This window comes from Petralouisia muris (genome assembly GCF_004793545.1).
Classification (GTDB): Bacteria; Bacillota; Clostridia; order Lachnospirales; family Lachnospiraceae; genus Petralouisia; species Petralouisia muris.
Window position 1 is genome coordinate 58,797 of record NZ_SRYA01000006.1, and the last position, 23,991, is coordinate 82,787.

Sequence of the window (23,991 nt, forward strand, 5' to 3'; positions counted from 1 at the left end):
TTGTTTGCGGCAGGCAGGAGATAGGAAGAAGTATCATGGAACGAGGAGGATATTAGGCGTGGAGCAGCAAATTGTTAAAGTGAAAAATAAAAAAGGAGTCAGAGTAATCCCGGGGTTCGGCCTGTCCATGGGCGTGACCCTTGCGATGCTTGGCTGTTTTATTTTGATTCCCCTTGCTTCTATATTTATCAGCGCCAGTAAAATAAGTTTTCAGGAATTTGTTGAAGTGGTCACCTCGAAACAGGTGATGTCCGGTTATTTGGTGAGTTTTTCCTGCGCTTTTTTTGCGGCTCTGGTAAATGGCGTGTTCGGTTTGATTCTGGCCTGGGTTCTGGTGCGGTATGAGTTTCCCGGAAAACGGATTATGGATGGAATGATTGAACTGCCTTTTGCATTGCCTACGGCGGTTGCAGGCATTTCTCTTACCTTTCTGTATTCCGATCAGGGATGGATTGGCGCAGCCTTTGACAAGATAGGAATTTCCATTGCCTATACCCGCATCGGCATTACTATTGCCATGGTGTTTGTGGGAATTCCTTTTGTGGTGCGGTCGGTGCAGCCGGTACTGGAGAAGCTTGACAGGCAGTACGAGGAAGCGGCTATGATGCTGGGTGCAAGCCGGATGCGCACTTTTTTTAAAGTCATCCTTCCGGAACTGTTTCCGGCGCTTCTGGCCGGATTCGGCCTTGCCTTTGCCAGAGGGGTTGGAGAATACGGCAGCGTGGTGTTTATTGCCGGGAACATTCCCTTTGAGACGCAGATTGCCCCTCTATTGATTATGACGAAGTTAGAGCAGTATAAATATTCAGATGCTACGGCCATTGCGCTGGTGCTTTTGATCATATCTTTTATATTGATGCTTTTGATTAATTCTCTGCAGATTTATATGCAGAAATTCAGCAAGGCCTGATTCATCGGAGCGGGGGCCTTGGGTTGGAACATCGGCTCAAAGGATTGGGTCAGTGTCAGGAGAGAACAGAGCGTTTAAAGCGATAAGGGAAGAATCTAAGGAGAATATTTATGGCAAAGAAAAAACAAAGAAGCTACCAGCAGGACGTGGTAGGTGACAGTATCAATTCCATACAAAAGGTGGTGAAGCCCTCGGAGGAGGGCGGAAGCCGCATCGTGAAATATCTGCTGATTGGCCTCAGCGTGCTGTTTCTTTTTGTAATGCTGGCGCTGCCTTTGGCGGTGGTGGCGGCAAACGCCTGGAAGGAAGGCTGGGAAGCTTACCGGAAAGCAGTTATGGATGAATATACCATTAAAGCTCTGCAGCTTACCCTTTTGGCAACGGTAACTGCTGTGGCAGTGAATACAGTATTCGGCGTGTTTGCAGCGTTTTTACTGTCGAAATTTTATTTTCGGGGACGGCAGGCGCTGGCGGCGCTGATTGATATTCCTTTTTCTATTTCTCCGGTAATTGCCGGGCTGGTATTTATTCTGACCTTTGGAAATATGGGATGGATGGGAGATTTTTTGGACAAATACGATATTAAAATTGTATTTGCAGTTCCGGGAGTCATTCTGGCTACCATATTTGTGACTTTCCCCTTTGTATTCCGGGAGCTTTTTCCTGTGCTGAACGCCCAGGGCAAGGATGAGGAAGAAGCGGCGGCGTTAATGGGGGCCAATGGATGGAGGATTTTTTGGAGGATTACCTTTCCTCATATCAAATGGGCTCTGTTGTACGGGATAATTCTGTGCAGCGCCCGGGCTATGGGGGAATTCGGCGCAGTATCTGTGATTTCCGGCCATTTGAGGGGAAAGACCAATACCCTGCCCCTGCATGTGGAAATCCTTTACAATGAATTTAATACGGCGGCAGCTTTTGCAGTGTCGTCAATTCTGGTGGCTCTGGCAGTTCTGATATTGATTGTGAAGAGCTTGGTGGAATGGAAGAAAAAATAAGGAGAACACCGAATATGTATGTGGAAATGAAGGATATTTGTAAGACATTTGACGGATTTCAGGCGTCCGACCATGTAAGCTTCGGCATTGAGAAAGGGCAGATGGCGGCGCTGCTTGGCCCCAGCGGAAGCGGCAAGACGACGATCCTTCGGATGCTTGCGGGACTGGACCGGCCAGATTCCGGCGATATTATGATCAATGGGTTTCGGGTCAATGATTTGCCCGGCAATAAACGGGGCATTGGGTTCGTATTCCAGAATTACGCTTTATTCCGGTATATGACAGTGGCAGACAATATCGGCTTCGGCCTGGAGGTTCAGAAAAAAAGCAAGGCAGAGATCAAAGAGCGGGTGGAGGAGCTGCTGGAATTGATTTCCATGGAGGATCTGGGAAAACGGTACCCCCATCAGTTGTCCGGCGGTCAGAAGCAGAGGGTAGCCTTTGCCAGGGCGCTGGCTCCGGGACCGGGACTGCTTTTGCTGGACGAGCCTTTTGCAGCCATTGACGCTAAGGTGCGCCGGGAACTGAGAAACTGGCTGAGAGATATGATTGGAAGAGTGGGCATCACCAGTATTTTTGTCACCCATGACCAGGAGGAAGCCATGGAAGTGGCGAATCAGGTCATTATTATCAATCAGGGGAAAATCGAACAGATTGGAACGCCGGAAGAGATCTGTTTCCATCCGAAAACAGAATTTGTGGCGGATTTTATTGAAACAGAGAGATTTTCTCAGGGAGGGAAATAATACTGCCGTAAAAAATGCGGCAGAAAGAGGATAATTGGAGGGAACTATGAAAACGTTGTATTTGCATATTGGAACGCCGAAAACAGGTACGTCTGCAATTCAGATTTTTTGCAAAGATAATCAGGAGACGTTAAAGAAAAAGATTTTTGAGGTAAAGGTAATTGTGTATTTGCGGCGTCAGGATGAATTTATGTATTCCTGGTGGAATCAAATGGTAAAAGAAGGGATGAAAAAATCCTCTTTATTGTCATGGGAAGAGATGTTAGAGAAACGGCCCGTAGTACAGCTTGATTATTATGAAAAACTGCAAAAAATTGCAGCGATTGTAGGAAAGGAAAATATTACCGTAAGGAGATTCAGCAGAAATTCTTTTGTGGGCCGGATGATTGAAGCAGATTTCCCGGATTCAGTAGGGCTGGAATTTTCTGAGGAATATCAGGTCCGGCAGCAGCTGACCAATTCCAGCCTGACAAAAAACTGCAATGAAATAAAACGGATCTTAAATCATTTTTCGGGGGGAATGGAAAGCAAACAAACAATCTGTTTCGGGATTGTTTAACTGAAATTTCCATGAATCCGGGAGACGACAAAAAGTACAGTATGATGTCTGGACAGGAATTAAAAGAGTTTATGGCGGAATTTGAAGAGGGAAACCGCAGAATCGCTCTGGAGTTTTTGAACGGGGAAGAGAAGCTGTTTGACGACAATTATCAGGTGGGAGAAAAATGGAATCCCCAAAATCCGGGAATGATAGAGGATGTTATAAAGCTTTTGGGGATGACGGTCGTCAGTTTTATGGAGAAAAATGAAGAGCAGGAGCAGAAGCTTTCTGCCGCCAGGAAGAAAAACGAGGAGTTGGAGCGCCAGATAACAGACTTAAGGCATAAGCTAAACCATCCCTTCCAGACAGTTGGAAACCGGATTAAGGATTCATGGAACAAGGAGCAATAGAATAGAGACGGTCATGAAGGAAAGGAAGGTTTACATATGGTCAAAAACGGGAAAACGTTATATTTGCATATCGGAACGCCGAAAACGGCTACCACTGCGATTCAGTTTTTTTGCAGGGACAATCAGGAAACATTAAACAGCCATGGATATATTTATCCAATCTTTGAATGGAAATATCCCAATGTGCTTCGAACCAGAAATGCTCACTTTCTTGTGGGAGATACCTATCTCACTCAGCAAGAACGGAATCCGGAAGAAGAAGCGAAGATATTTCAAGAGGCGTTTCGGCAGATTTATGAAGCGTTTGAACAGTATGACAATGTAATCCTTTCCGATGAGAGCATGTGGAACCATGGATTCCGGATTGGCGGTTGGGACAGGATTAAGGAAGAGCTGGATAAAAATATTTTTACAGTAAAGGTAATCGTATATCTCCGGCGCCAGGATGAATTTACCTATTCCTGGTGGAATCAGGTAGTAAAAGAGGGGATGAAAAAGACTTCTGTGATTACCTGGAAGGAAATGCTGGAAAAGCTTCCGGTGGTGCAGCTTGACTACTATGAAATCTTAGAGAAGATTGCCGCAGTTGTTGGGAAGGAAAATATTACCGTAAGGAGATTTGACAGGAATTCTTTTGTAGGACAGGCCATTCAGGCGGATTTTGCAGATGCAATTGGGCTGGATATCTCAGAGGGGTATCAGATTGAATCAAAAGTGGAAAATGTGAGCCTGACGAAAAGCAGTAATGAGATTAAACGGCTTTTAAATTGTCTGCCGGGACTGGATAAGAAAACCAACGATTTATTTCGGGAATATTTAAGTGAGATCTCCATGAATCCCAGGGACGACAGGCGATACAGCATGCTTTCTAGGCAGGAGCTGCGGGAGTTTATGGCGAAATACGAGGAGGGAAACCGCAGAATTGCGGAGGAATATTTAAAGGGGGAAGATAAGTTATTTGATGACAGCTATCAGGTGGAAGAAACGTGGACATCAGGAAATCCGTTGATGGTTGAGGATACTGTGACCTTTTTTGGAATGCTTACGCTTTCTCTTTTAAAGAAAAATGAGGAACTGGAGCGTCAGATTTCTACCTTGAGGTATAAGCTGAACCATCCCTTCCAGACCGTGGGAAACCGGATTAAAAATTCACGGAAGAAGGTACAGTAACGCAAAGACGGACATAAGGGAAAGGCGGGTGTTTGCATATGGACAAAAACAGGAAGACTTTGTATTTGCATATCGGTACGCCGAAAACGGCTACCACTGCTATCCAGCATTTTTGCAGGGACAACCGTGAGGAGTTTCATAAATATGGGTATGAATATCCGATGTTTGAATTTGAATACGCCAATGTGGGGACGTGGAGAAATGGGCATTTTCTGCTTGGAAATGTGAACCAGGCACAGGGGAACAGGGATTTTGAGGCGGAGGAGAAGGTTTTTTTGGAAGCCTTTGAACAGATACAGGAAGAGTTTGAGACATATGACAACATCATTCTTTCTGATGAAGGCGTGTGGAATCATGGATTTAGGTTAGGGGGCATGTGCTGGAACAGGCTTCAGAGAGAATTGGAAAAAGATATGTTTACTGTGAAGGTAATCGTATATCTGCGCCGGCAGGATGAATTTGTATATTCCTGGTGGAACCAAATTGTAAAGACGGGCTTGCGGAAAACGTCTGTAATTACCTGGGAAGAAATGATAAGAAGGCTTCCGGTGGTGCAGCTTGATTATTATGGGATCCTGGAGAAAATTGCGGAGATTGTGGGAAAAGAAAATATCATCGTAAGAAGGTTTGACAGAAGCCGGTTTGCAGGACAAATGATTCAGGCGGATTTTTTGCAGGCAGTTGGGTTGGAGTTTTCTGAAGAGTACCAGATACAGGAAGAGATATCAAATGTCAGCCTGACGAAAAACTGTAATGAGATTAAGCGGATTCTGAACAGCCTGCCCCAGTTAGACCAGAAAGGCAATGATTTTTTCCGGGCTCAGTTAAGGGAATTTTCTCGGCAATCCGCAGAGGACAAAAAATGCGGCATGATGTCCAGACAAGAATTGAAAGAATTTATGTCGAAATATGAAGAAGGAAACCGCAGGATTGCAAGGGAATATCTGGGCGGAGAAGAATGGCTGTTTGAAGAAGATTATCAGGTGGAAGAAAAATGGAATCCAAGGAATCTGGATATGATTGAAGATATTGTGAAGCTGTTTGGGACGTCCACCCTTTCTCTTATGAGGAGAAATGAAGAGCTGGAGTGTCAGATGTCAGACTTAAAGTACAAGTTAAACCATCCCTTTCAGACTGTTGGAAACAGGGTAAAAAACTCTATGGGGAGAGTGCAGTAAGCTTTGAGGAGTCCAGTGGCGAATGATAGAAAAGAACCCTTGCAAACGGCATTGATATGCTGTTTGCAAGGGTTTTACAGCGTTCATGGAGATAAGGCTTAAAGGGCAGGAATTTATTTTGTCAGGAAACATTGACTTTTCAATTTGAATAGGTTATGGTTATTTCGGTATTTTACACAGAGAAGAAAAGGACTGCCATGGGGATGTTTCCGGAAGTTTTTCTATAGAATAAGTTACATACAGGAGGAGCAAGATATGAATTTTGAAGAAAATAAAGCGGCGTCTGAGGCAGAGGGACGGGATTACGGACAGCTTGCAGAGGAAAATTTTTTGAAGGGATACAACTGTACCCAGGCAGTGGTTCTGGCGTTTTCTGATTTGCATGGCATGGAAGAAAAAACAGCGGCAAGGCTCAGTTCTTCTTTTGGCGGCGGAATGGGCAGGCTCCGGGAGGTCTGCGGAACTGTCAGCGGAATGTTTCTGGTGGCAGGAATGCTCTACGGCTATGAAGAGCCCGGGGACTATCAGGGCAAAAAAGAGCATTATGAAAGAATCCAGCAGCTGGCGAAAGCTTTTGAAGCAGAAAATGGTTCCATTGTCTGCCGGGAGCTTCTGGGACTGGAGCAGAAAAAAGACGCTCCTGTGCCGCAGCAGCGGACCAAAGAGTATTACAAAAAGAGGCCCTGCCCCAAATTAGTTCGGATGGCGGCAGAGATTATGGCAAAATATATTCAGGAACATCCTCCCAAATGAAAATCTAAACTTTTTATAAAATATGAAAATGTATATTGACAAAAAAAATGGGTAGTGCTAAATTATGTACATAAGCAATTAGCACTCGATATAAATGAGTGCTAATAACTAAAAAGATAAGCATAATGCAGAACAGATGGCTGAATAAGGAGGAATTGTAATGAAATTAGTACCATTGGGAGACAGAGTTGTATTAAAGCAGTGTGAAGCAGAAGAAACTACAAAGTCCGGCATCATTCTTGCAGGAAGTGCACAGGAAAAGCCGCAGGAAGCAAAAGTAGTGGCTGTAGGTCCTGGTGGAATGGTAGACGGCAAGGAAGTAACCATGCAGGTAAAGGAAGGGGATAAAGTAATCTATTCCAAATATGCAGGGAACGAAGTAAAGGTTGACGGAGAAGAATACATCATTGTAAAACAGAATGATATTCTTGCAATTGTAGAGAACGAAAGCAACTAGTTGAATCAAAATATGTAAAGAGCACATCATAAAGGAGACGATTATTATGGCAAAGGAATTGAAATATGGCACAGAAGCCAGAGCTGCATTGGAAGCTGGCGTAGATAAATTAGCAAATACCGTAAGGGTAACCTTAGGACCAAAGGGAAGAAACGTAGTTTTGGATAAATCCTTCGGCGCTCCCTTAATTACCAACGACGGAGTAACCATCGCAAAAGAGATTGAACTGGAAGACGCTTTTGAGAATATGGGCGCACAGCTTGTAAAAGAAGTGGCAACCAAGACCAATGACGTTGCCGGAGACGGAACCACCACAGCTACCGTTTTGGCACAGGCAATGATCAAAGAAGGCATGAAGAACTTAGAAGCAGGCGCAAACCCCATCGTTCTTCGCCGGGGCATGAAGAAAGCAACCGAGAAAGCGGTGGAATCTATCGCAGCTATGAGCCAGAAAGTAAACGGCAAGGATCAGATTGCCAAAGTAGCGGCAATTTCAGCAGGAGATGAAGAGGTAGGAAATCTGGTAGCGGATGCTATGGAGAAGGTTTCCAACGACGGCGTAATCACCATCGAAGAGTCCAAAACCATGCAGACAGAGCTGGATCTGGTAGAAGGCATGCAGTTTGACCGGGGATATATTTCCGCATATATGGCAACAGATATGGATAAGATGGAAGCGGTACTGGATGATCCCTATATCCTGATTACCGATAAGAAAATCAGCAATATTCAGGAAATTCTTCCTTTGTTAGAGCAGGTAGTGCAGTCCGGCGCAAGACTTCTGATTATCGCAGAGGACATTGAAGGAGAAGCTCTTACCACTTTGATTGTAAACAAACTCCGCGGTACATTTAACGTGGTTGCAGTAAAAGCACCGGGTTATGGCGACAGAAGAAAAGCAATGCTTGAAGATATTGCAATTCTTACCGGCGGCCAGGTAATTTCGGAAGAAGTAGGTCTGGAACTGAAAGAAACTACCATGGATCGGTTAGGACGCGCAAAATCTGTAAAGGTTCAGAAAGAAAACACCATTATTGTAGACGGTGAAGGGGACAAAGACGCAATTGCAGCAAGAGTTGCGCAGATCCGTACGCAGATTGATGAAACCACCTCTGAATTTGACAAAGAGAAATTACAGGAAAGACTTGCCAAGCTGGCAGGCGGTGTAGCGGTAATCCGTGTAGGCGCAGCAACTGAGACAGAGATGAAGGAAAGCAAGCTTCGTATGGAAGATGCTCTCAATTCCACCAGGGCAGCAGTAGAAGAAGGCATTATCGCAGGCGGCGGCTCCGCATATATTCATGCGGCAAAAGAAGTTGCAGCTTTGGCAGAGAATATGGACGGAGATGAGAAGACTGGTGCAAAGGTAATTTTAAAAGCATTGGAATCCCCATTGTTCTACATTGCAGCAAATGCAGGTCTGGAAGGAGCCGTTATCATCAATAAGGTAAAAGAATCCGAACCGGGCATTGGCTTTGATGCAACCAGAGAAGAATATGTAAATATGGTAGAAGCAGGAATTCTTGATCCGGTGAAGGTAACCAGAAGCGCATTGCAGAATGCAACTTCTGTAGCTTCTACATTACTGACGACAGAATCCGTAGTGGCAAATATTAAAGAAGACGTACCGGCAATGCCGGCAGGCGGCGCAGGCGGAATGGGAATGATGTAATTCCCGAATACAATAAGACAAAAAGGAACTGTGGAAGGCCAAAACTTCCTCAGTTCTTTTTGTGTTATGACGGTGAAAATATCAGCATGGTATTAGATTTGTTTATTGACAGTCCGGCAATTATACAATAGAATTAATAAGTGGATTATGAAAAATAAGAGGAGAACGAAAAGGAAGTGAACAGTCAGCAAATCAGGAAATATGAAGCGATGGAGTTTGATAAGGGGCAGGTGGAAGCAATCCGTCAGGGGGTGGATAGCGGAGACAGGGATTTGTATGCAAGATAAAAGAAATAGAAACAATAGAGATAGAAGAAAGTGAGGAAACAGTATGAATCAGGAGATAAAGGAAGCATTGGCTGCAGCAGGAGTGAATCTGGAGGAAGCGTTGAATCGTTTGATGAATAATGAAATGCTGTTCAAACGGCTTTTGTTAAAATTTAAGGACGATAAGAATTTTGCAGGATTAGAGCAGGCAGTGTCAGAACAAAGCTATGAAGATGCTTTCCACTGCGCCCATACCTTGAAAGGCGTAGCGGGAAATCTGGGATTGGAGAAGCTGATGAATGCAGACGTTGTTGTGGTGGAAAAGCTGCGCAGCGAGAATTATGAAGGGCTGGAAGCAGATCTGGCAAATTTACGGGAAGCTTATAACCAGGTGATGGATGTAATTCAGAGAATTGAGTAATTAAATTCCATGAGAGAAAATACAAAAAAAGAGACAGATTTTCATCATCATAAAGGAGGACGATTCAGGTGGGAAAAATTGCAGTTGTAACAGACAGTAACAGCGGTATTACCCAGAAACAGGCAATAGAATACGGAGTGAGCGTACTGCCCATGCCGTTTTTTATCAATGGGGAGACATATTTTGAGGACATTGATTTAACCCAGGAGCAGTTTTATGAAAAGCTGGAAGGAAATGGGGAGATTTCCACTTCCATGCCGGCAGTGGGCTCTGTCACAGATTTATGGGATAAATTATTAGAAGAATATGATGAAATTGTGCATATACCCATGTCCAGCGGTCTGAGCAGCTCCTGTGAGACAGCGCTTATGCTGGCTCAGGACTATGAAGGAAAGGTGCAGGTGGTAAACAACCAGCGTATTTCTGTCACTCAGAAACAGTCGGTAAGAGATGCGGTCACATTGGCTGAACAGGGAAAAAGCGCGGAAGAGATCAAGAATTATCTGGAAGAGACCAAGTATGATTCCAGTATTTATATTATGGTGGATACCCTGACTTATCTGAAAAAGGGCGGCAGAATTACACCGGCGGCGGCAGCTCTTGGCACATTGTTGAAATTGAAGCCGGTGCTTCAGATTCAGGGGGAGAAGCTGGATGCTTTTGCCAAGGCAAGAACCGTAAAGCAGGCCAAAAATATTATGATAGAAGCCGTTAAAAATGACTTTGTGAAACGTTTTGGAGATGAAACAGGGAAGGACATGCATCTGTTTATTGCTTATACCAAGGATCAGGACACTGCAATGGAATTTAAAGGGCAGGTTCAGGGAGCTTTTCCCCAGGCTGAGGTGACATCAGTAGATCCCTTATCTCTCAGCGTGGCATGCCATATCGGGCCGGGAGCCCTTGCTCTTGCCTGCGCTAAAAAACTTTCTTAATACCCGCAAATCAAATAATTTTAAGCGTACAAAGGCTGTCGGAAAAGAACAGAATTTTCACAATATATATTGTAATTCTTTCGATGTCACAACCATATATTATGTATAAATTTCATTTCCCGACAGCCCTTTTCAGCTTTATTGGATGCGGGGCAGGTTCCAGCGGTAATGGGCCGCCAGCATCCGGATTGCCACAACAGCCAGAGAACTAATCAGCATGGCGGCTGTGTCCGGAATGACCCGGCACAGGAAAATATACAGGAACGCCCCAATCAAAGCTGCGCAGGCATAGACATGCTTGATGAAGACAAAGGGGGTGTTTCCGGACATAATGTCCCGCATCATGCCTCCGCCGATTCCGGTAACTACGCCTACAAAAACAAGAAGAAATAAATTGTTGATGTGGCTGCTTTCCAGGTAAAGGGCCGTGCGGATGCCCATGACCGTGAAGATGCCAAGGCCCACGGCGTCCAGGGTGCTCATCACCCGTTCGTAATGCTCCAGAAATGAGCTTTCCAGCAGCTCTTTTTTCAGGTAGAACAGGGCAAACAGCAGGCAGGAGGTTAGAATGGCTGTGCCCACGTATGCAAAATTCTGAAACATCTTGGGCGGATGAATGCCCAAAAGGAGATCCCGGATACAGCCGCCGCCCACAGCAGTGGTGATACCAAGGACATTGACCCCGAAAATGTCCATATTTTTCCGAATGCCCAGCATGGCTCCGGAGGAGGCAAAAGCGATGGTACCGATGATTTCCAGAGTAAAAATAAAAAGTTCCGTGTAAGTCATAGTTCTGTGCTCCGTTTCTTATGAGTTTTCCCGCCTATTATACTGAATAAAATTGAAAAATACAATGCAAAAAATAAAATTTCCGGGAAAGGGGGATCTTATGGCGGATATTAATCTGGAATATTATAAAATATTTTATTATGTGGGGAAATTAAAAAATATCACGTTGGCTGCGGAGGAGCTGTCTGTTTCCCAGCCGGCGGTAAGCCAGGCTGTCCGGCATCTGGAGGAAGCCTTAGGAAGCGCCCTTTTTGTCCGGACATCGAAAGGGGTTCGCTTTACCCCGGAGGGCGAGATGCTGTATACTTTTGTGCAGCGGGGATATGGATATATCATGCAGGGGGAGCGGAAGGTCCGGGAAATGCTGGATTTAGAGGCTGGAGAGATCCGAATCGGCGCAAGCGACATGACCCTGCAGTTTTATTTGCTGGAACTTTTAGAGCAGTTTCATGAAAAATATCCGCAAATCCGTGTGTCTGTGACAAATGCTCCTACACCGGAGACATTAAAGCACCTGCAGGATGGAAAAATTGATTTTGGCGTGGTGAGTACGCCCATTCACAGCCGCCGGGATTGGAATGTGACCAGGGTGCGCAAGATTCAGGATGTCTTTGTGGCTGGGAAGAAATTCCGGGATTTGAAGGGATGTGTTCTGAAATACAGCCGGCTGGAAGACTTTCCGGTGCTGTGCCTGGAGAAAAATACTTCCACAAGGAATTACGTAGATGAATTTCTGGAAAAAAGCGGTGTGAAGCTTCGGCCGGAATTTGAGCTTGCCACCAGCAATATGCTGATACAGTTTGCCAGAAAAGGTCTTGGAATTGCCAGTGTGGTGGAAGATTTTGCAGAGGATTTCTTGAAAACCGGAGAGCTGTTCCAGCTGGAATTTGAAGAAAAAATTCCAGCCAGAGAATTCTGCGTGGTAACCGACGGACGAATACCGGTATCTGCGGCAGCGGGAAAGCTGCTGGATATGATTGGGATCTGTCCGGCTGGAAAACCTGCCCGTTAGCACAGTGCTTGTTATTTTAATGTGTTCCGCATATCTCATATTCGGCAAAGAGCTCCGTGCGCTAACACAGTATTTTCCAGTATTTACATAAGAAATAGTTATATTCAATATAATTAACATTGATTTTACTTATGTAGGGTTTTCCGCTATAATGGGAAAGTAAAAGCACAGAATTATACTCAAGAGCATACTTATTTGCTAAATGATTTGCTTGTTTTCTTGAAATGGCGAAAATTTGTTGGCAAATCATTTCGCTCACGGGTATACAAAAAGCAAAGCCTCCCTTCTGCCGGAAGGGAACATAAAGGAGGAACTTTAAATGGTAAATGCAATTGTTGGTGCAAACTGGGGAGACGAAGGAAAAGGGAAAATCACGGATATGATGGCGAAGGAAGCCGATATTATCGTGCGTTTTCAGGGCGGTGCAAATGCAGGCCATACCATTGTCAATGATTACGGCAAATTCGCACTGCACACTCTTCCAAGCGGCGTGTTCTACAACCATACCACAAGCATCATCGGAAACGGGGTGGCGCTGAATATTCCGGTGCTCTTTGAGGAGATCCAGTCCATTGTGGACAGGGGCGTTCCAACGCCGAAGATTCTGGTGTCCGATCGCGCCCAGATGGTGATGTCCTATCACATCTTATTTGACCAGTATGAGGAGGAACGCCTGGGAGGAAAATCCTTCGGTTCCACGAAATCAGGAATTGCGCCATTTTATTCCGATAAATATGCTAAAATTGGTTTCCAGGTCAGTGAATTGTTCGAGGAAGAACGACTGAAAGAGAAAGTGGAAAGAATCTGCGAAACTAAAAATATCATGCTGGAGCATCTCTATCATAAGCCGCTGCTAAAGCCAGAGGATTTAATGGAGGAACTGAAGGGATACCGGAATATGGTGGAGCCTTATGTGTGCGATACCTCCGCTTACCTCTGGGAAGCCATTCAGGCAGGGAAAAATATTCTGCTGGAAGGCCAGCTTGGTTCCTTAAAGGATACAGATCACGGAATTTATCCCATGGTGACTTCCTCCTCCACACTGGCAGCTTACGGCGCCATTGGAGCCGGAATTCCTCCATACGAAATCAAGAGAATCATCACTGTCTGCAAAGCCTATTCTTCTTCCGTAGGAGCCGGGGCGTTTGTCAGCGAGATTTTCGGAGAAGAGGCCGATGAGTTGAGACGCCGGGGCGGCGACGGCGGAGAGTTTGGGGCAACCACAGGCCGTCCCAGACGCATGGGCTGGTTTGACACTGTGGCGAGCAAATACGGCTGCCGGATACAGGGAACTACAGATGTAGCCTTTACCGTGCTGGATGTGCTGGGTTATCTGGATGAAATTCCGGTTTGCACCGGCTATGAAATTGACGGAAAGGTTACCACAGAATTTCCAGCCACAGTGAATCTGGAGAAGGCGAAACCGGTTCTTGAGACTCTTCCGGGATGGAAGTGTGAGATCCGGGGAATCAAAAAATACGAGGATTTGCCGGAAAACTGCAGAAAATATATTGAATTTGTAGAAGAAAAAATCGGATTCCCGATCACCATGATTTCCAATGGTCCGGGCAGAGACGACATTATTTACCGCAATGGAAAATAAAGGGAAGAATATGATAAAAAATATAGTGTTTGATGTGGGAAAAGTTCTGGTGGATTTTGACTGGCGGGGATTTATGGATACCCTGGACTTTTCACCGGAAGTCTATGAAAAGGTGGCAAATGCAACGGTGCTTTCTGATTTATGGAATGAGTTTGACCGGAGTAAAATGTCCGACGAAGATCTTTTGAAAGGTTTTGTGGAGCAGGCGCCGGAGTGTGAGGGGGAGATTGTGTATTTTTGGAATAATATGGGAAATTGCATTAAACAATACGACTATGCCTGTCCCTGGATTCGAAGCTTTCAGGAGCAGGGGTATGGGGTGTACCTGCTTTCCAATTATTCCAGACGAATGTATTCCCAGACCATAGAAGAGCTTTCTTTTGTGGAAGATGTGGACGGCGCAATCTTTTCCTATGAGGTGCAGGCGGTGAAGCCGGAGGTGGAAATTTATGAAGCGCTGTTCCGAAAATACCATCTGGAACCGACAGAATGTGTGTTTTTGGATGACAACAGGGCAAATATTATTGCGGCCAACCAGCTGGGAATGGCAACGATTCTGTTTCACACCAAATCTCAGGCAGAGGAAGAACTGAAAAGTCTTGGAGTTGGCGTGGCAGAGTAATAAAAAGCTGCTGTATTAAGGAAGGATTTTGCAGGATATGGAAATTTTGAGTGAATCCTGTCTGTGGAATCTTTAGGAACTGTTAAAAAATAACCTAGTACTCCATCCGACCAGAAGTTACACTTGTGGGCCGGATGGAGTACTAGTGTGGTGGTCTTTTCTGAACAGTTCCTTAGTGTATCGTTATGGCGTTTTTTCTTCCGGTTCTTGGGAACCTCTTTTTTTTATTAATTTGTAAACGAAACCATAGGTCCAAATCAGTACCGGAACTACAAAGCTGGAAAAAAGGGACGCCATAAACATGGGAAAGAAATCTTTTCCAAGCAAAGCGAAAACAAATGTGGACAAATAAAGGCCCAGTAATAGGACGATACCCAGGATTGCCAGAATGCGTTGTGTTTTTTTCATTGTTTCCTCCGTTTTGTGTGTATGGTTTTTCCGGGAAAACCGCTTTTTATGGCAGTATTGCTGTGCAGCCTGCCATGCTGCGGGACTTTTTACAAGCTACGAGATCTATCATATCCTGAAATGGGAGATTTGGCAAGAATCTTTTTTCTGGTTGTTGTCGGGACAGGAATTTAGTATAATAGTATAAGTTAGTAAGATGGAAAGGATATAAGAAAAAGGCTCAAGTATGAAAGGCTAAAAATGAAAGGCTAAAAATGAGAGGATAAGAATTATGAAACAGGTGATACAAGGGATAAAGGACGGAAGCGCCATCGGCATCGGTTATTTTTCTGTGTCTTTTACTTTCGGGCTTGCGGCGGTGTCTTCCGGGTTACGCTGGTGGGAGGCCCTTCTGACGTCCATGATGAATCTGACTTCCGCCGGGCAGTTTGCGGGGCTTACGGTGATGACGGCAGAGGGAACTTATATTGAAATGGCGGTTTCCCAGTTTATAATAAATCTCAGATATGCATTGATGAGCATTTCTCTGTCTCAGAAGGTGGATCGCCGGTTTGGGGCGGGAAAGAAAATGATTCTCGGTTTTGCCAATACCGACGAAATCTTTGCAGTGGCAATGAGCCGCAGAGGGGAAGTAAGCAGCCGGTATTTTCTGGGGCTTGCGGCGCTGCCCTATCTGGGCTGGACTTTGGGAACGCTGGCAGGAGCAGTGCTAGGAAATATTCTTCCTCAAAGCGTCAGTGACGCCCTGGGACTTGCCATTTACGGCATGTTTATTGCAATCGTGGTTCCTGAAATGAAAAAAGACAGGAACATTATGAAAATGGTAATTCTGGCAGTGCTTCTCAGCTGCTGCATTTATTATATCCCTGTGTTCCGTCATATTTCACAGGGGTTTGCGATTATTATCTGTGCAGTAGCCGCTTCTGCAGTGGGGGCGGTCTGCTTTCCGATAGAAACAGAGGATGGAACAGAAAGGGAGATTCTGGAAAGAGAAATAAAAACAGCGGCCTTGCAGGAAACAGAGCCTAAAACAGCAGGCTTGCAGGGGACAGAAGCAGGAAGCATGCAGGAGGGAAAACAATGAAATCAGGAAATTTCTGGATTTATTTACTGGTAATGTTTGGGGTTACTTATCTGATTCGCGTACTGCCCTTTTTGATTTTTCACAAAAAAATCGAAAATAAAGTGATACGTTCTTTTCTGGCATATATCCCCTATACGGTGCTGGGAGCCATGACAGTTCCGGCTGTGTTCTATGCAACTGGTTCTCTGCTTACTGCCTGTGCAGGGGTGGCAGCTGCATTGCTGGCTGCTTACCGTGGAAAAGGCTTGTTTACAGTGGCCGTTTGCGCCAGCCTGACTGCTTTTGCAGTGGGAGCAGTACTGCAGGCGGCGGGCCTGTCGTAAGGCACGCTTAGCGTCCAGGGGAGTTGAGGTGGATTTGTTCTGCTCAGAAGAGATTGCAGCCAAAGGTTGGAACAGGAATCCTGTTTTAATAAAACTGAGAAAATGAAAAGGAGGAACAGATGATGTCAAACATACCAACGCCGCATATTGAAGCAAAAGCAGGAGATTTTGCAAAAACAGTATTAATGCCGGGCGATCCGCTGCGGGCAAAATACATTGCCGAGACGTATTTCGAGCAGGTAAGATGCGTCAACCAGGTACGGGGAATGCTGGGGTACACAGGAATTTACAAGGGAAAGGAACTGTCTGTGATGGGTTCCGGCATGGGAATGCCCTCCATTGGAATTTATTCCTATGAATTGTTTCATTTTTATGATGTGGACAATATTATCCGAGTAGGTTCTGCAGGCGCGATCCTGGATGATGTCAACGTCATGGATGTGGTTATCGGGATGGGAGCTTCCATTGTTTCCGATTATCCGGATCAATTTGACTGTCCCGGCCATTTGGCGCCCCTGGCAGACTATCATCTTTTGAGTACGGCAGTGGAAAGCGCGAAAGAACTGGGAACTCCGGTGCGGGTGGGGAATATCTTATCGGAGGACGCCTTTTACACAGATCGGCAAAACAGCAAAGACTGCTTCCGGAAAATGGGGGTGCTGGCAGTGGAAATGGAGAGCGGGGCGCTTTACCTTAACGCAGCCAGGGCAGGAAAACGCGCCCTCTGCATTTTGACGATTTCAGATCATATTTACAAACCGGAACAGCTTACCTCTGAACAAAGGCAGACCGGCTTCGGCAAAATGATTGAAATAGCTCTGGAAACGGCTAACCGGGCGTGAGTCTATAGGACAAACAAGGAGAAAGCCAATGCTTCTCCTTGTTGCAGGCAAGGATTATAATGAGATTTCTGCGGAAAGAAATGGAAATAGAAAAAGGGATTGACTTTTATTTACAGTTAGCATATACTAACTGTAAATAATAACTATTCTCAGAATAAACAGGAGGATTTCAAATGGGAACTTTTCTAGTGGGGGCAGTTGTGCTGGCAATTGCCGTATGTGCAGGAATCAGTGTATATAAAGATAAAAAAGCAGGAAGATGCAGCGGCTGCAGCGGATGCAATGGAAGCTGCCCCTCCTGCCAGGGACAGGAAAATAAATAACAGGAAAAGGATGGACGGAGGTCCATCCCTTTTTATACTATTAAAAAATTTAAAATGAAAAAATTCATAAAATATTAATAAACTTACAAGCACTACACCCCAAAGATGTGGTATGCTTTAGTATGAGGAGGGACCCAGCCCAAAACCCGGAATCCCCACAAGGAAAAAAGCTGGGAGGAGCCCTGATGCTTTTCCGGAGGGACCCAGTCCCAACCCCCCAGAATCTTTTGTTCAAAAATCCAACACTTTTTCAGGAGGTACCACACATGCATAAACGAAAAAAGAAAAATCACGTCCGCCTGCTGGCAGTCACCATCCTCTTAATCGGAGTAGCCTTCACCCTTTTTATCAGCCGTGATGCAATTTTGCAGAAAGTCCGGACGACAGCAGCTACCGAAATCGGAAAGAAACTGTTAGAACAGCAAATTGGAACAACGGTCAATATCAACGGGCAGGAGATAGAGGTTTCTGATGTAGTCAATCAGATGGATGAAGAAGACGTGGAAAAAGTATCGCAGATTGCAGAAAAATATATTTCACCGGAAAATATCAAGCAGGCAGCGGACATGGCGGCCAGCGGAGATATGGAGGGGCTGAGATCACTGGCGGAAGGCCAGCTTACAGAAGAAGATAAAAATGAACTGATGGGGCTTTACCAAAAATATAAAGACCAGATCCCCAATCAGGTTCCATAGAAGAATTTTATGATGGAACATAGAGGAGGCAGAGTGTTATGAAGAGAAGAAATAAAATCTATCTGTATATGACGATCATCCTGATGGCTGTGTATGTTGGACTGGTAACGCTTCTCTATTTTTCCGAATGTACCGACAGCAGCGCAACAATCCGGACATTTGGCGATGCATTCTGGTATTCGCTGGTCACGCTGACCACGGTGGGCTATGGAGATTTGACCCCGGTAACGCCTTTGGGACATACGGTAGGAGTGGTATTTCTTTTACTGTCTGCAGGCATTCTGATGACCTTATTTGGGGCTGTCATATCCTTTGTTACCAGTGAGGGGCTGCCCTTTGTGATGCTTGGCTTTCAGCGGAAGAAAAACTGGTATTATTTTGCAGATTACGGTGCGGAATCCAATACGCTTGCTGCAAATATCTATCAGGAAGATCCGGACGCCGTAATTATTTATGGAGAAAAAAGAGAGGAACAGATGGAATTTCCGGACTATCCCTGTCTGTTTCTCAGCGTTTCTCCGGCCCGAATTATAGCCTGTAAGAAAAATATCGGTACAAAATGCAAGGTTTTTCTTATGAAGGAAAATGATATTGGCGTGAACAGCCGCGCTATTGATTTACATAAATTGCCTGTGGAGGTCTATGCAAGAACCACGAACGGTCAGGATCATCTTTCGGGCAATATTAATTTCTTTCACAGCTATGATTGCTGCGCCAGGCAATACTGGCGTTCGAAGCCCATATGCAGCCATGAAAATACAATTGTAATAATAGGCTTCGGAAATTATGGACGATGTATTTTGGAACGGGCAATATTGACCAATATTATTTCAGTGAAACAGCATGTGGCCTATCATATTTTTGGAGATTCCAGAGAATTTCTTGCAATGCACATAAATCTGCATGAAATGTTTTCTCTGGGAGAGGAGTCAGACGAAAGAGATTCTCTGATTTTTCATGATGAATTCTGGGAGACCCACCATGAAATTCTTAAGCAGGCGGACCGTGTGATTATCTGTCCAGACGATGAGCCAGAGGGGTGGAGCATTTTCTGGAGGCTGCACAAATATTACAAGTGCCGCGGACAGATTGATCTGCACAGTAACCGGAAAGCTCCCGGAGTGTCTTATTTTGGCACCAATGAAGAGATTTACACTCCGAACCAGATTATGCGCACAGAGCTGAACCGGGCAGCGATTATGATTAATGAGATTTTTTGCAGATCTGTTTCTTATCCCACACTCAGATGGGAGGAACTGGATGATTTTCACCGGGAATCTAAAATAGCCGCTGCGGATCATCTTTTGATGAAAATTCGTATTCTGCTCAAGGATGAAACTGTGACGGAATTTACTGCCGATACGGTAAAAAAGGCATATCAGAGATATTGTGAGGCAAAAGTATCGGAATCCATGCAGGATATGTACCGCAGGCTGGATCATATGAGATGGCTTCGTTTTTATACATTTTATAACTGGAATTACGGACCTGTGCGGGATGATACGGCCAGACAGCATCCTATGATGTGCCCTTATGCAGAACTGACTCCGGAACAAAAGGTGGAACGGGATGCTTCCTGGGAGCTGTTGGGCAGTATTTTTGCAGAACTTTGAGAATGAAAAACAAAAGCTGGGGTTTCATACTCTTTACATAGGGAAAGAAAGGTCAAGAAGGCATCTCTGTATGGCCTGCTATTTTATCAATCCAGTCATTTGAAAGGGAGTGTAACAAAGAATGTAGTTCCGCCCCCATCCGTATCTTTAAAGCCTGCTTTCCCATGCATCATTTTTGCAAGTTCATCCGCTATGCTAAGTCCTAATCCAAAATTTGATTTATCTGTCCTTGATTTGTCAGCGCAATAGAACCGGTTAAAAATATACGGTTTGTCATCTTCGTGAATGCCTTCTCCGTGGTCTGCTACGAGAAATGTGATATGTTTTCCAGTTGCCTCTGTTTTAATTTCGATTTGTTTATTGTTTACGGAATGGTGAATGGCATTGTCCATATAAATTGCCAATATCTGAAAAAGCCGTTCTTCATCTGTGCAGAACCTGGGATAACTGTTTTCCTCGATATCCAGACGCAGGCAGATTTTTTTGCTGATACAGATTGGTTCATAAGTCTCATACAAGGAGATTAACAAAGTGTCTATATCAATGATATTTTTGCATAATGTCCATGATTTTGCATCAGAAGAAGCCAGAAGCAGCATATCTCTGACCAGTTTTGACATTCTCATGCATTCCTTGTCTAATACTTTTACTGATTTTCTGAATTCAGCATGATCTATTTGCAATTGTTCCAGCTTTTCTGTGTTTGCCAGAATAACAGCAAGGGGCGATTTTAATTCATGTGAGGCGGAAGCGATAAAATCTTTCTGGCTTTTTAACATCACTTCCGATGGCTGTAATGCTTTCTTTATCAGCAAACGGCTCATTACAGTTACAGCAATCAGAGAAAGAAACCATAAGGAAAGATAAAGAAGAGCCTGGTTTGTCAAAATATCAAATAAGGATTGCTGTCTGTAAATCAATGACAAATGATAAGCCCTGTCCTTTGGCAAAACAATCGTTGCAAAGATTCCTAAATAGTTGTCTTTTCCCGTTCCGCTGAATTCAAATATACCGCTTTGCTCTGTGACGGGCTGATTATCGTTTGCTATCACGAACGTTTTCTCTTTGGCCGTCTGTATGCGGAAATGCTCTAAAAGAGTGTCTGCGTCCGTAGGAAAGTCGGAATCCGTTTGGTATATCCGCTTTCCGGAAGTATCCTGAATGCTGCAAAATATCGGGTGACTGTACTCCTGATAGGAATTTATGATGGATGCAAAGCCCTGGCTGCTATCTTTCAGCTGATATGTCATCTGGGTAACCATTCTCTGAAAAAAAGCAATTTCATTTGCTTGCTCTATACGAAGGTAATTTTTACAGAGTATGAGCATAATACATGTAATGATCAGCATAATTGTCGTTATAAAAAGGATGTTTAATTTTTTTGACAGTGGTTTCAGCATTTTTAATCTCCAATCTGGTATGGCTATATACTATAAAAATTTTAGTTCTGTTTCCGGGTCAGGGAATATCCGGCACCATATACTGTTTTTATTTCACAGATACTCTTTAATTCCCTGAGTCGTTTCCGGAGGAAAGAAATATAATTATCAACATTCCCCGGTTCAACATCCGAGGATGTTCCCCATATTTTCAGGATGAGCTGTTCCCTTGAAAAAAGTGTTTCCGGGCTTTTCATAAGGACAGACAGCAATTCGGATTCTTTTGCTGTTAAAAAAACAGACTTTGGGCCGCAAGTCAGCTCACGGTTGGATTTATCAAAACATAAGTCGGCATATTGGAGTTTATCTTCTGTTTTTATGTTACCAGGACGCCTTGTTAAAGCTCTCACACGGGCAAGGAGTTCCTGTATATGGAAAGGCTTGGCTAAATAATCATCAGCCCCGCCATCCAATCCCTCTATCTTTTCATTCAGGGCGGTCATTCCTGTAATGATGATCACAGGAATCTGGATTCCTTTTTTCCGCATAGCTTTTATAATTGTCAGGCCATCAAGAACAGGAAGCATCCTGTCCACAATGGCTAAATCATAGGAATAATCGGTATGTAAAGCATATAGCATAGCGGTTTCCCCATCATTACAGGTGTCAACCATATAACCGTTTTTTGTTAATTCCGATTCGATAGAGCTGCAAAGTTCTAAGTCGTCTTCTAAAAGAAGTATTTTCATTTTTAGATCCTTTCCTTCGTTTTGTTTCTTTTCCCAGGGCATAAAGGCATATTTGACATAAAGTTCCTATTTTATGCCGTTTATGAAATTATCGTCCGCTTAGTATTAGTATAATAGGAAATTCTATAAAAATCCTCTAAAAAACCATGGATATTTTTTTATATTTTACAGGATTTTTAGCGAAGTTTTTATATACAATGACGTTGTAGCTTGAATGCAGTGCATCACTGCAGGGCATCTGTGAAACGCTGTAATACAATCAAAAAGAAAGGTGGAAAAGAATTATGAAGAACAAAAAATTAATACTGGCGTTAGCGGTTGGGTTAAGTATTTTTACATTGGCAGGCTGCGGGATGCCAAATGGCACGCACACAAAGGGAGAAAAAGAAGCCAGGGATACCTATATGGAAAATAATACAACAGACCCTGCCAAAGAAGATACTTCTGATGGAAAGGATTTGAATACGGATGAAAAGAATTTAAATTCTGATGGAAACGATTCAGATGCGGCTGAAGTTGTGGATGGAGGAGAACTGCTTGCAGCATCTGATTTACAGGGAAGCGTGATAGAATTTTCGGACAATGGATGCACAATTAACCCTGTAACAAATAGTGATGACGGTTCAACGGCGGTCATTGAGGCAGAAGGGTACGAAGATGAAGGGGCAAAGGTAACGATTAAATATGGAGATAACTGCACATTCCAAAAAGCGGTTATAAGCATAGCGACCGGAGAAGCCACTGTCACTGAAGTTGACAAAACGGATATAAAGAAAAAAACATCTTTGGTGCTTTATGGAACTTTTGAGGATAAAGAAACTTTTACAGCTACAAAAGCAGTGATCACCAAATATGAAAGGGAGGATGAAACATGACCTTTTATCAGCTTGCATTTCGGTATCTGAAGCGGAAAAAAGCAAAGACAATCCTGTTATTTTGTGTACTGCTCATTGTGAGCGCCATGATACTAAGCACAAATATGATTCTCCGTGCAACAGCTGATTCAAAAGCGGCAATTGGGGAAAAAACAAAAGCAAAAGTTGTTATGGGGATTTTGAAAGAAGATGACAGGATTACGTTAGATGAGGTGGAATGGATCAAAGATTTGGAGGAAGTTTCCGATGTAAATTGTCTGGCGAAAAACGATGGGTTTCCTGTAAATTTTCAGCTGATTACAAACAGCGATTCTACCGAGGAATCCAATCAGAAAGCATCCATCCTGTCTTATGATAATCTGGAAAATGACAGCGGATTTTCGGAAGGAGTGTACCGTCTTGATTCTGGCAGCTATATTGCGGAGGGCATAAAAGGGGTTGTCATCAACACTTATCTGGCGGACGCCAATCAGCTAAAATCAGGAGATATGATAGAAGTGGAAAACGCCAACGGAAAGCGCGTTTCCCTTAAAATTGTCGGTATCTTTTTATCTGGAAATGAAAGCAAACAGCCAGATGGAATGGATTCTGTAAATCGTATTGAAAACCAGATATTCATAGATAACCTGTCCTATGCGGATTTATTTGAAGGGGACGGTTACGCCAGGGTTGCCGTTTATTGTAAAAATCCAGAACAATTAAGTGTATTAGAGGAAAAGTTGAACAAACGTTTATCTGAGAAAGCGGACTCGGTAACATCTGATACATTGTATCAACAAATGGCTTTGCCATTGGAACAGATTACCAGGGCGGCAAAACTTATGCTTGCCCTGACGCTTATGGCAGGAACAGCCATTGTGTCTTTGCTGCTTTGTATGTGGATGCGGACACGACAGAGAGAAGCTGCTATTTTTATCAGTATCGGGAAATCAAAAGCCAGCATTTTTTTACAGGCGTTTCTGGAATCATTTTTGGTCTTTGCACTGGCTGTCTTTGGTTCATGCGGTCTGGGAAATTTTATGGCTGAGGTTTTGCAGGGGTTCCTTACAGATCCTGAAACCACAGACATTTCTTTGGAGGTTTTATTGCAGTTTAAGGATGCAGGCATTCTGGCAGGTTTGGGAAGCCTGCTTATATTAGCGGCAGTCATCGTTTCTCTGCTGCCCATATTAAAAACAAATCCCAAAGAAACTTTATCAAAAATGGAGGGATAGACA

General features: G+C 44.1%; 25 protein-coding genes and 1 pseudogene. 23 read left to right on the plus strand and 3 right to left on the minus strand.

The window, feature by feature from the left end; genetic code table 11:
- The first annotated feature begins 58 nt into the window (after positions 1–58).
- The 12 genes and pseudogenes from cysT (at position 59) to E5329_RS04160 (ending at position 10,457) form a co-directional block, all read left to right on the plus strand.
- Positions 59–910, plus strand: coding sequence for a sulfate ABC transporter permease subunit CysT (gene cysT, locus E5329_RS04105; protein ID WP_135988332.1), 852 nt, complete (start codon positions 59–61; stop codon positions 908–910).
- A gap of 110 nt (positions 911–1,020) precedes the next feature.
- Positions 1,021–1,908 carry a sulfate ABC transporter permease subunit CysW gene (cysW, locus tag E5329_RS04110; RefSeq protein WP_135988333.1) on the plus strand — a complete coding sequence of 296 codons (888 nt, stop codon included), beginning with the start codon at positions 1,021–1,023 and terminating at the stop codon, positions 1,906–1,908.
- A gap of 14 nt (positions 1,909–1,922) precedes the next feature.
- Positions 1,923–2,621: pseudogene (locus E5329_RS04115) on the plus strand (sulfate/molybdate ABC transporter ATP-binding protein); the annotation flags it as partial.
- A gap of 79 nt (positions 2,622–2,700) precedes the next feature.
- On the plus strand, positions 2,701–3,213 hold the full coding sequence (locus tag E5329_RS04120; RefSeq protein ID WP_135988334.1) for a hypothetical protein: 513 nt from the start codon (positions 2,701–2,703) through the stop codon (positions 3,211–3,213).
- A gap of 11 nt (positions 3,214–3,224) precedes the next feature.
- Entirely contained in the window at positions 3,225–3,605 is a 381-nt protein-coding gene (locus tag E5329_RS04125) for a hypothetical protein (RefSeq protein WP_135988335.1), read from the plus strand.
- 36 nt (positions 3,606–3,641) lie between these two features.
- Positions 3,642–4,775: a hypothetical protein gene (locus E5329_RS04130; protein WP_135988336.1), complete on the plus strand. Its 1,134-nt coding sequence runs from the start codon at positions 3,642–3,644 to the stop codon at positions 4,773–4,775.
- Between the two features lie 38 nt (positions 4,776–4,813).
- A complete protein-coding gene (locus tag E5329_RS04135; protein WP_135988337.1) occupies positions 4,814–5,953 on the plus strand; it encodes a HipA domain-containing protein in 1,140 nt (379 codons plus the stop codon).
- Between the two features lie 255 nt (positions 5,954–6,208).
- Positions 6,209–6,706, plus strand: coding sequence for a C-GCAxxG-C-C family protein (locus E5329_RS04140; protein WP_135988338.1), 498 nt, complete (start codon positions 6,209–6,211; stop codon positions 6,704–6,706).
- A 160-nt stretch (positions 6,707–6,866) separates the two neighbouring features.
- Positions 6,867–7,163, plus strand: a complete 297-nt coding sequence (groES, locus tag E5329_RS04145; protein WP_135988339.1) for a co-chaperone GroES — start codon at positions 6,867–6,869, stop codon at positions 7,161–7,163.
- A 46-nt stretch (positions 7,164–7,209) separates the two neighbouring features.
- Complete coding sequence (groL, locus tag E5329_RS04150) at positions 7,210–8,835, plus strand: chaperonin GroEL (protein ID WP_135988340.1); 1,626 nt, start codon at positions 7,210–7,212, stop codon at positions 8,833–8,835.
- Between the two features lie 330 nt (positions 8,836–9,165).
- Positions 9,166–9,522, plus strand: a complete 357-nt coding sequence (locus E5329_RS04155) for an Hpt domain-containing protein (RefSeq protein ID WP_135988341.1) — start codon at positions 9,166–9,168, stop codon at positions 9,520–9,522.
- Between the two features lie 68 nt (positions 9,523–9,590).
- A complete protein-coding gene (locus E5329_RS04160) occupies positions 9,591–10,457 on the plus strand; it encodes a DegV family protein (protein WP_135988342.1) in 867 nt (288 codons plus the stop codon).
- A 138-nt stretch (positions 10,458–10,595) separates the two neighbouring features.
- On the opposite strand, the gene E5329_RS04165 is transcribed toward E5329_RS04160, so the two are convergent.
- Positions 10,596–11,246 (minus strand): trimeric intracellular cation channel family protein, encoded by a 651-nt coding sequence (locus tag E5329_RS04165; protein WP_135988343.1) that lies wholly within the window; start codon positions 11,244–11,246, stop codon positions 10,596–10,598.
- A 100-nt stretch (positions 11,247–11,346) separates the two neighbouring features.
- Here E5329_RS04165 and E5329_RS04170 point away from each other — a divergent pair, with 100 nt between their 5' ends.
- From E5329_RS04170 to E5329_RS04215, 9 genes are all read left to right on the plus strand, one after another.
- The gene (locus tag E5329_RS04170; RefSeq protein ID WP_135988344.1) at positions 11,347–12,258 is read left to right on the plus strand and encodes a LysR family transcriptional regulator; all 912 of its coding nucleotides are present in this window, start codon (positions 11,347–11,349) and stop codon (positions 12,256–12,258) included.
- A gap of 319 nt (positions 12,259–12,577) precedes the next feature.
- Positions 12,578–13,861 (plus strand): adenylosuccinate synthase, encoded by a 1,284-nt coding sequence (locus tag E5329_RS04175; protein ID WP_135988345.1) that lies wholly within the window; start codon positions 12,578–12,580, stop codon positions 13,859–13,861.
- 10 nt (positions 13,862–13,871) lie between these two features.
- Positions 13,872–14,483: an HAD family hydrolase gene (locus tag E5329_RS04180; protein WP_135988346.1), complete on the plus strand. Its 612-nt coding sequence runs from the start codon at positions 13,872–13,874 to the stop codon at positions 14,481–14,483.
- A gap of 679 nt (positions 14,484–15,162) precedes the next feature.
- Positions 15,163–15,975 (plus strand): AzlC family ABC transporter permease, encoded by an 813-nt coding sequence (locus E5329_RS04190; RefSeq protein ID WP_135988348.1) that lies wholly within the window; start codon positions 15,163–15,165, stop codon positions 15,973–15,975.
- Positions 15,972–16,298 (plus strand): AzlD domain-containing protein, encoded by a 327-nt coding sequence (locus tag E5329_RS04195; protein ID WP_135988349.1) that lies wholly within the window; start codon positions 15,972–15,974, stop codon positions 16,296–16,298. Before E5329_RS04190 ends, E5329_RS04195 begins: the two co-directional genes overlap by 4 nt.
- Before the next feature lie 122 nt (positions 16,299–16,420).
- Positions 16,421–17,140, plus strand: coding sequence for a purine-nucleoside phosphorylase (deoD, locus tag E5329_RS04200; protein WP_135988392.1), 720 nt, complete (start codon positions 16,421–16,423; stop codon positions 17,138–17,140).
- A 173-nt stretch (positions 17,141–17,313) separates the two neighbouring features.
- On the plus strand, positions 17,314–17,463 hold the full coding sequence (locus E5329_RS04205; protein ID WP_135988350.1) for a FeoB-associated Cys-rich membrane protein: 150 nt from the start codon (positions 17,314–17,316) through the stop codon (positions 17,461–17,463).
- 266 nt (positions 17,464–17,729) lie between these two features.
- The gene (locus tag E5329_RS04210; RefSeq protein ID WP_135988351.1) at positions 17,730–18,158 is read left to right on the plus strand and encodes a hypothetical protein; all 429 of its coding nucleotides are present in this window, start codon (positions 17,730–17,732) and stop codon (positions 18,156–18,158) included.
- A gap of 38 nt (positions 18,159–18,196) precedes the next feature.
- A complete protein-coding gene (locus tag E5329_RS04215) occupies positions 18,197–19,771 on the plus strand; it encodes an ion channel (protein WP_135988352.1) in 1,575 nt (524 codons plus the stop codon).
- Between the two features lie 95 nt (positions 19,772–19,866).
- On the opposite strand, the gene E5329_RS04220 is transcribed toward E5329_RS04215, so the two are convergent.
- Positions 19,867–21,171 (minus strand): sensor histidine kinase, encoded by a 1,305-nt coding sequence (locus E5329_RS04220; RefSeq protein WP_135988353.1) that lies wholly within the window; start codon positions 21,169–21,171, stop codon positions 19,867–19,869.
- 41 nt (positions 21,172–21,212) lie between these two features.
- Positions 21,213–21,899 carry a response regulator transcription factor gene (locus E5329_RS04225; RefSeq protein ID WP_135988354.1) on the minus strand — a complete coding sequence of 229 codons (687 nt, stop codon included), beginning with the start codon at positions 21,897–21,899 and terminating at the stop codon, positions 21,213–21,215.
- 284 nt (positions 21,900–22,183) lie between these two features.
- Here E5329_RS04225 and E5329_RS04230 point away from each other — a divergent pair, with 284 nt between their 5' ends.
- A complete protein-coding gene (locus E5329_RS04230) occupies positions 22,184–22,774 on the plus strand; it encodes a hypothetical protein (RefSeq protein WP_135988355.1) in 591 nt (196 codons plus the stop codon).
- The gene (locus E5329_RS04235) at positions 22,771–23,988 is read left to right on the plus strand and encodes an ABC transporter permease (protein WP_135988356.1); all 1,218 of its coding nucleotides are present in this window, start codon (positions 22,771–22,773) and stop codon (positions 23,986–23,988) included. The genes E5329_RS04230 and E5329_RS04235 overlap by 4 nt, the downstream gene beginning before the upstream one ends.
- Positions 23,989–23,991 lie beyond the last annotated feature (3 nt).

Excerpts from the sequence above, each read along its gene's own strand:
- E5329_RS04215 (WP_135988352.1), top strand. The coding sequence starts at position 18,197 with ATGAAGAGAAGAAATAAAATCTATCTGTATATGACGATCATCCTGATG.
- E5329_RS04165 (WP_135988343.1), bottom strand. The coding sequence starts at position 11,246 with ATGACTTACACGGAACTTTTTATTTTTACTCTGGAAATCATCGGTACC.
- groES (WP_135988339.1), top strand. The coding sequence starts at position 6,867 with ATGAAATTAGTACCATTGGGAGACAGAGTTGTATTAAAGCAGTGTGAA.
- E5329_RS04125 (WP_135988335.1), top strand. The coding sequence starts at position 3,225 with ATGAATCCGGGAGACGACAAAAAGTACAGTATGATGTCTGGACAGGAA.
- groL (WP_135988340.1), top strand. The coding sequence starts at position 7,210 with ATGGCAAAGGAATTGAAATATGGCACAGAAGCCAGAGCTGCATTGGAA.
- E5329_RS04130 (WP_135988336.1), top strand. The coding sequence starts at position 3,642 with ATGGTCAAAAACGGGAAAACGTTATATTTGCATATCGGAACGCCGAAA.
- E5329_RS04135 (WP_135988337.1), top strand. The coding sequence starts at position 4,814 with ATGGACAAAAACAGGAAGACTTTGTATTTGCATATCGGTACGCCGAAA.
- E5329_RS04155 (WP_135988341.1), top strand. The coding sequence starts at position 9,166 with ATGAATCAGGAGATAAAGGAAGCATTGGCTGCAGCAGGAGTGAATCTG.
- E5329_RS04205 (WP_135988350.1), top strand. The coding sequence starts at position 17,314 with ATGGGAACTTTTCTAGTGGGGGCAGTTGTGCTGGCAATTGCCGTATGT.
- E5329_RS04220 (WP_135988353.1), bottom strand. The coding sequence starts at position 21,171 with ATGCTGAAACCACTGTCAAAAAAATTAAACATCCTTTTTATAACGACA.
- E5329_RS04180 (WP_135988346.1), top strand. The coding sequence starts at position 13,872 with ATGATAAAAAATATAGTGTTTGATGTGGGAAAAGTTCTGGTGGATTTT.
- E5329_RS04170 (WP_135988344.1), top strand. The coding sequence starts at position 11,347 with ATGGCGGATATTAATCTGGAATATTATAAAATATTTTATTATGTGGGG.
- E5329_RS04195 (WP_135988349.1), top strand. The coding sequence starts at position 15,972 with ATGAAATCAGGAAATTTCTGGATTTATTTACTGGTAATGTTTGGGGTT.
- E5329_RS04140 (WP_135988338.1), top strand. The coding sequence starts at position 6,209 with ATGAATTTTGAAGAAAATAAAGCGGCGTCTGAGGCAGAGGGACGGGAT.
- E5329_RS04120 (WP_135988334.1), top strand. The coding sequence starts at position 2,701 with ATGAAAACGTTGTATTTGCATATTGGAACGCCGAAAACAGGTACGTCT.
- E5329_RS04230 (WP_135988355.1), top strand. The coding sequence starts at position 22,184 with ATGAAGAACAAAAAATTAATACTGGCGTTAGCGGTTGGGTTAAGTATT.
- E5329_RS04175 (WP_135988345.1), top strand. The coding sequence starts at position 12,578 with ATGGTAAATGCAATTGTTGGTGCAAACTGGGGAGACGAAGGAAAAGGG.
- E5329_RS04225 (WP_135988354.1), bottom strand. The coding sequence starts at position 21,899 with ATGAAAATACTTCTTTTAGAAGACGACTTAGAACTTTGCAGCTCTATC.
- E5329_RS04190 (WP_135988348.1), top strand. The coding sequence starts at position 15,163 with ATGAAACAGGTGATACAAGGGATAAAGGACGGAAGCGCCATCGGCATC.
- cysW (WP_135988333.1), top strand. The coding sequence starts at position 1,021 with ATGGCAAAGAAAAAACAAAGAAGCTACCAGCAGGACGTGGTAGGTGAC.
- E5329_RS04235 (WP_135988356.1), top strand. The coding sequence starts at position 22,771 with ATGACCTTTTATCAGCTTGCATTTCGGTATCTGAAGCGGAAAAAAGCA.
- E5329_RS04210 (WP_135988351.1), top strand. The coding sequence starts at position 17,730 with ATGCATAAACGAAAAAAGAAAAATCACGTCCGCCTGCTGGCAGTCACC.
- deoD (WP_135988392.1), top strand. The coding sequence starts at position 16,421 with ATGTCAAACATACCAACGCCGCATATTGAAGCAAAAGCAGGAGATTTT.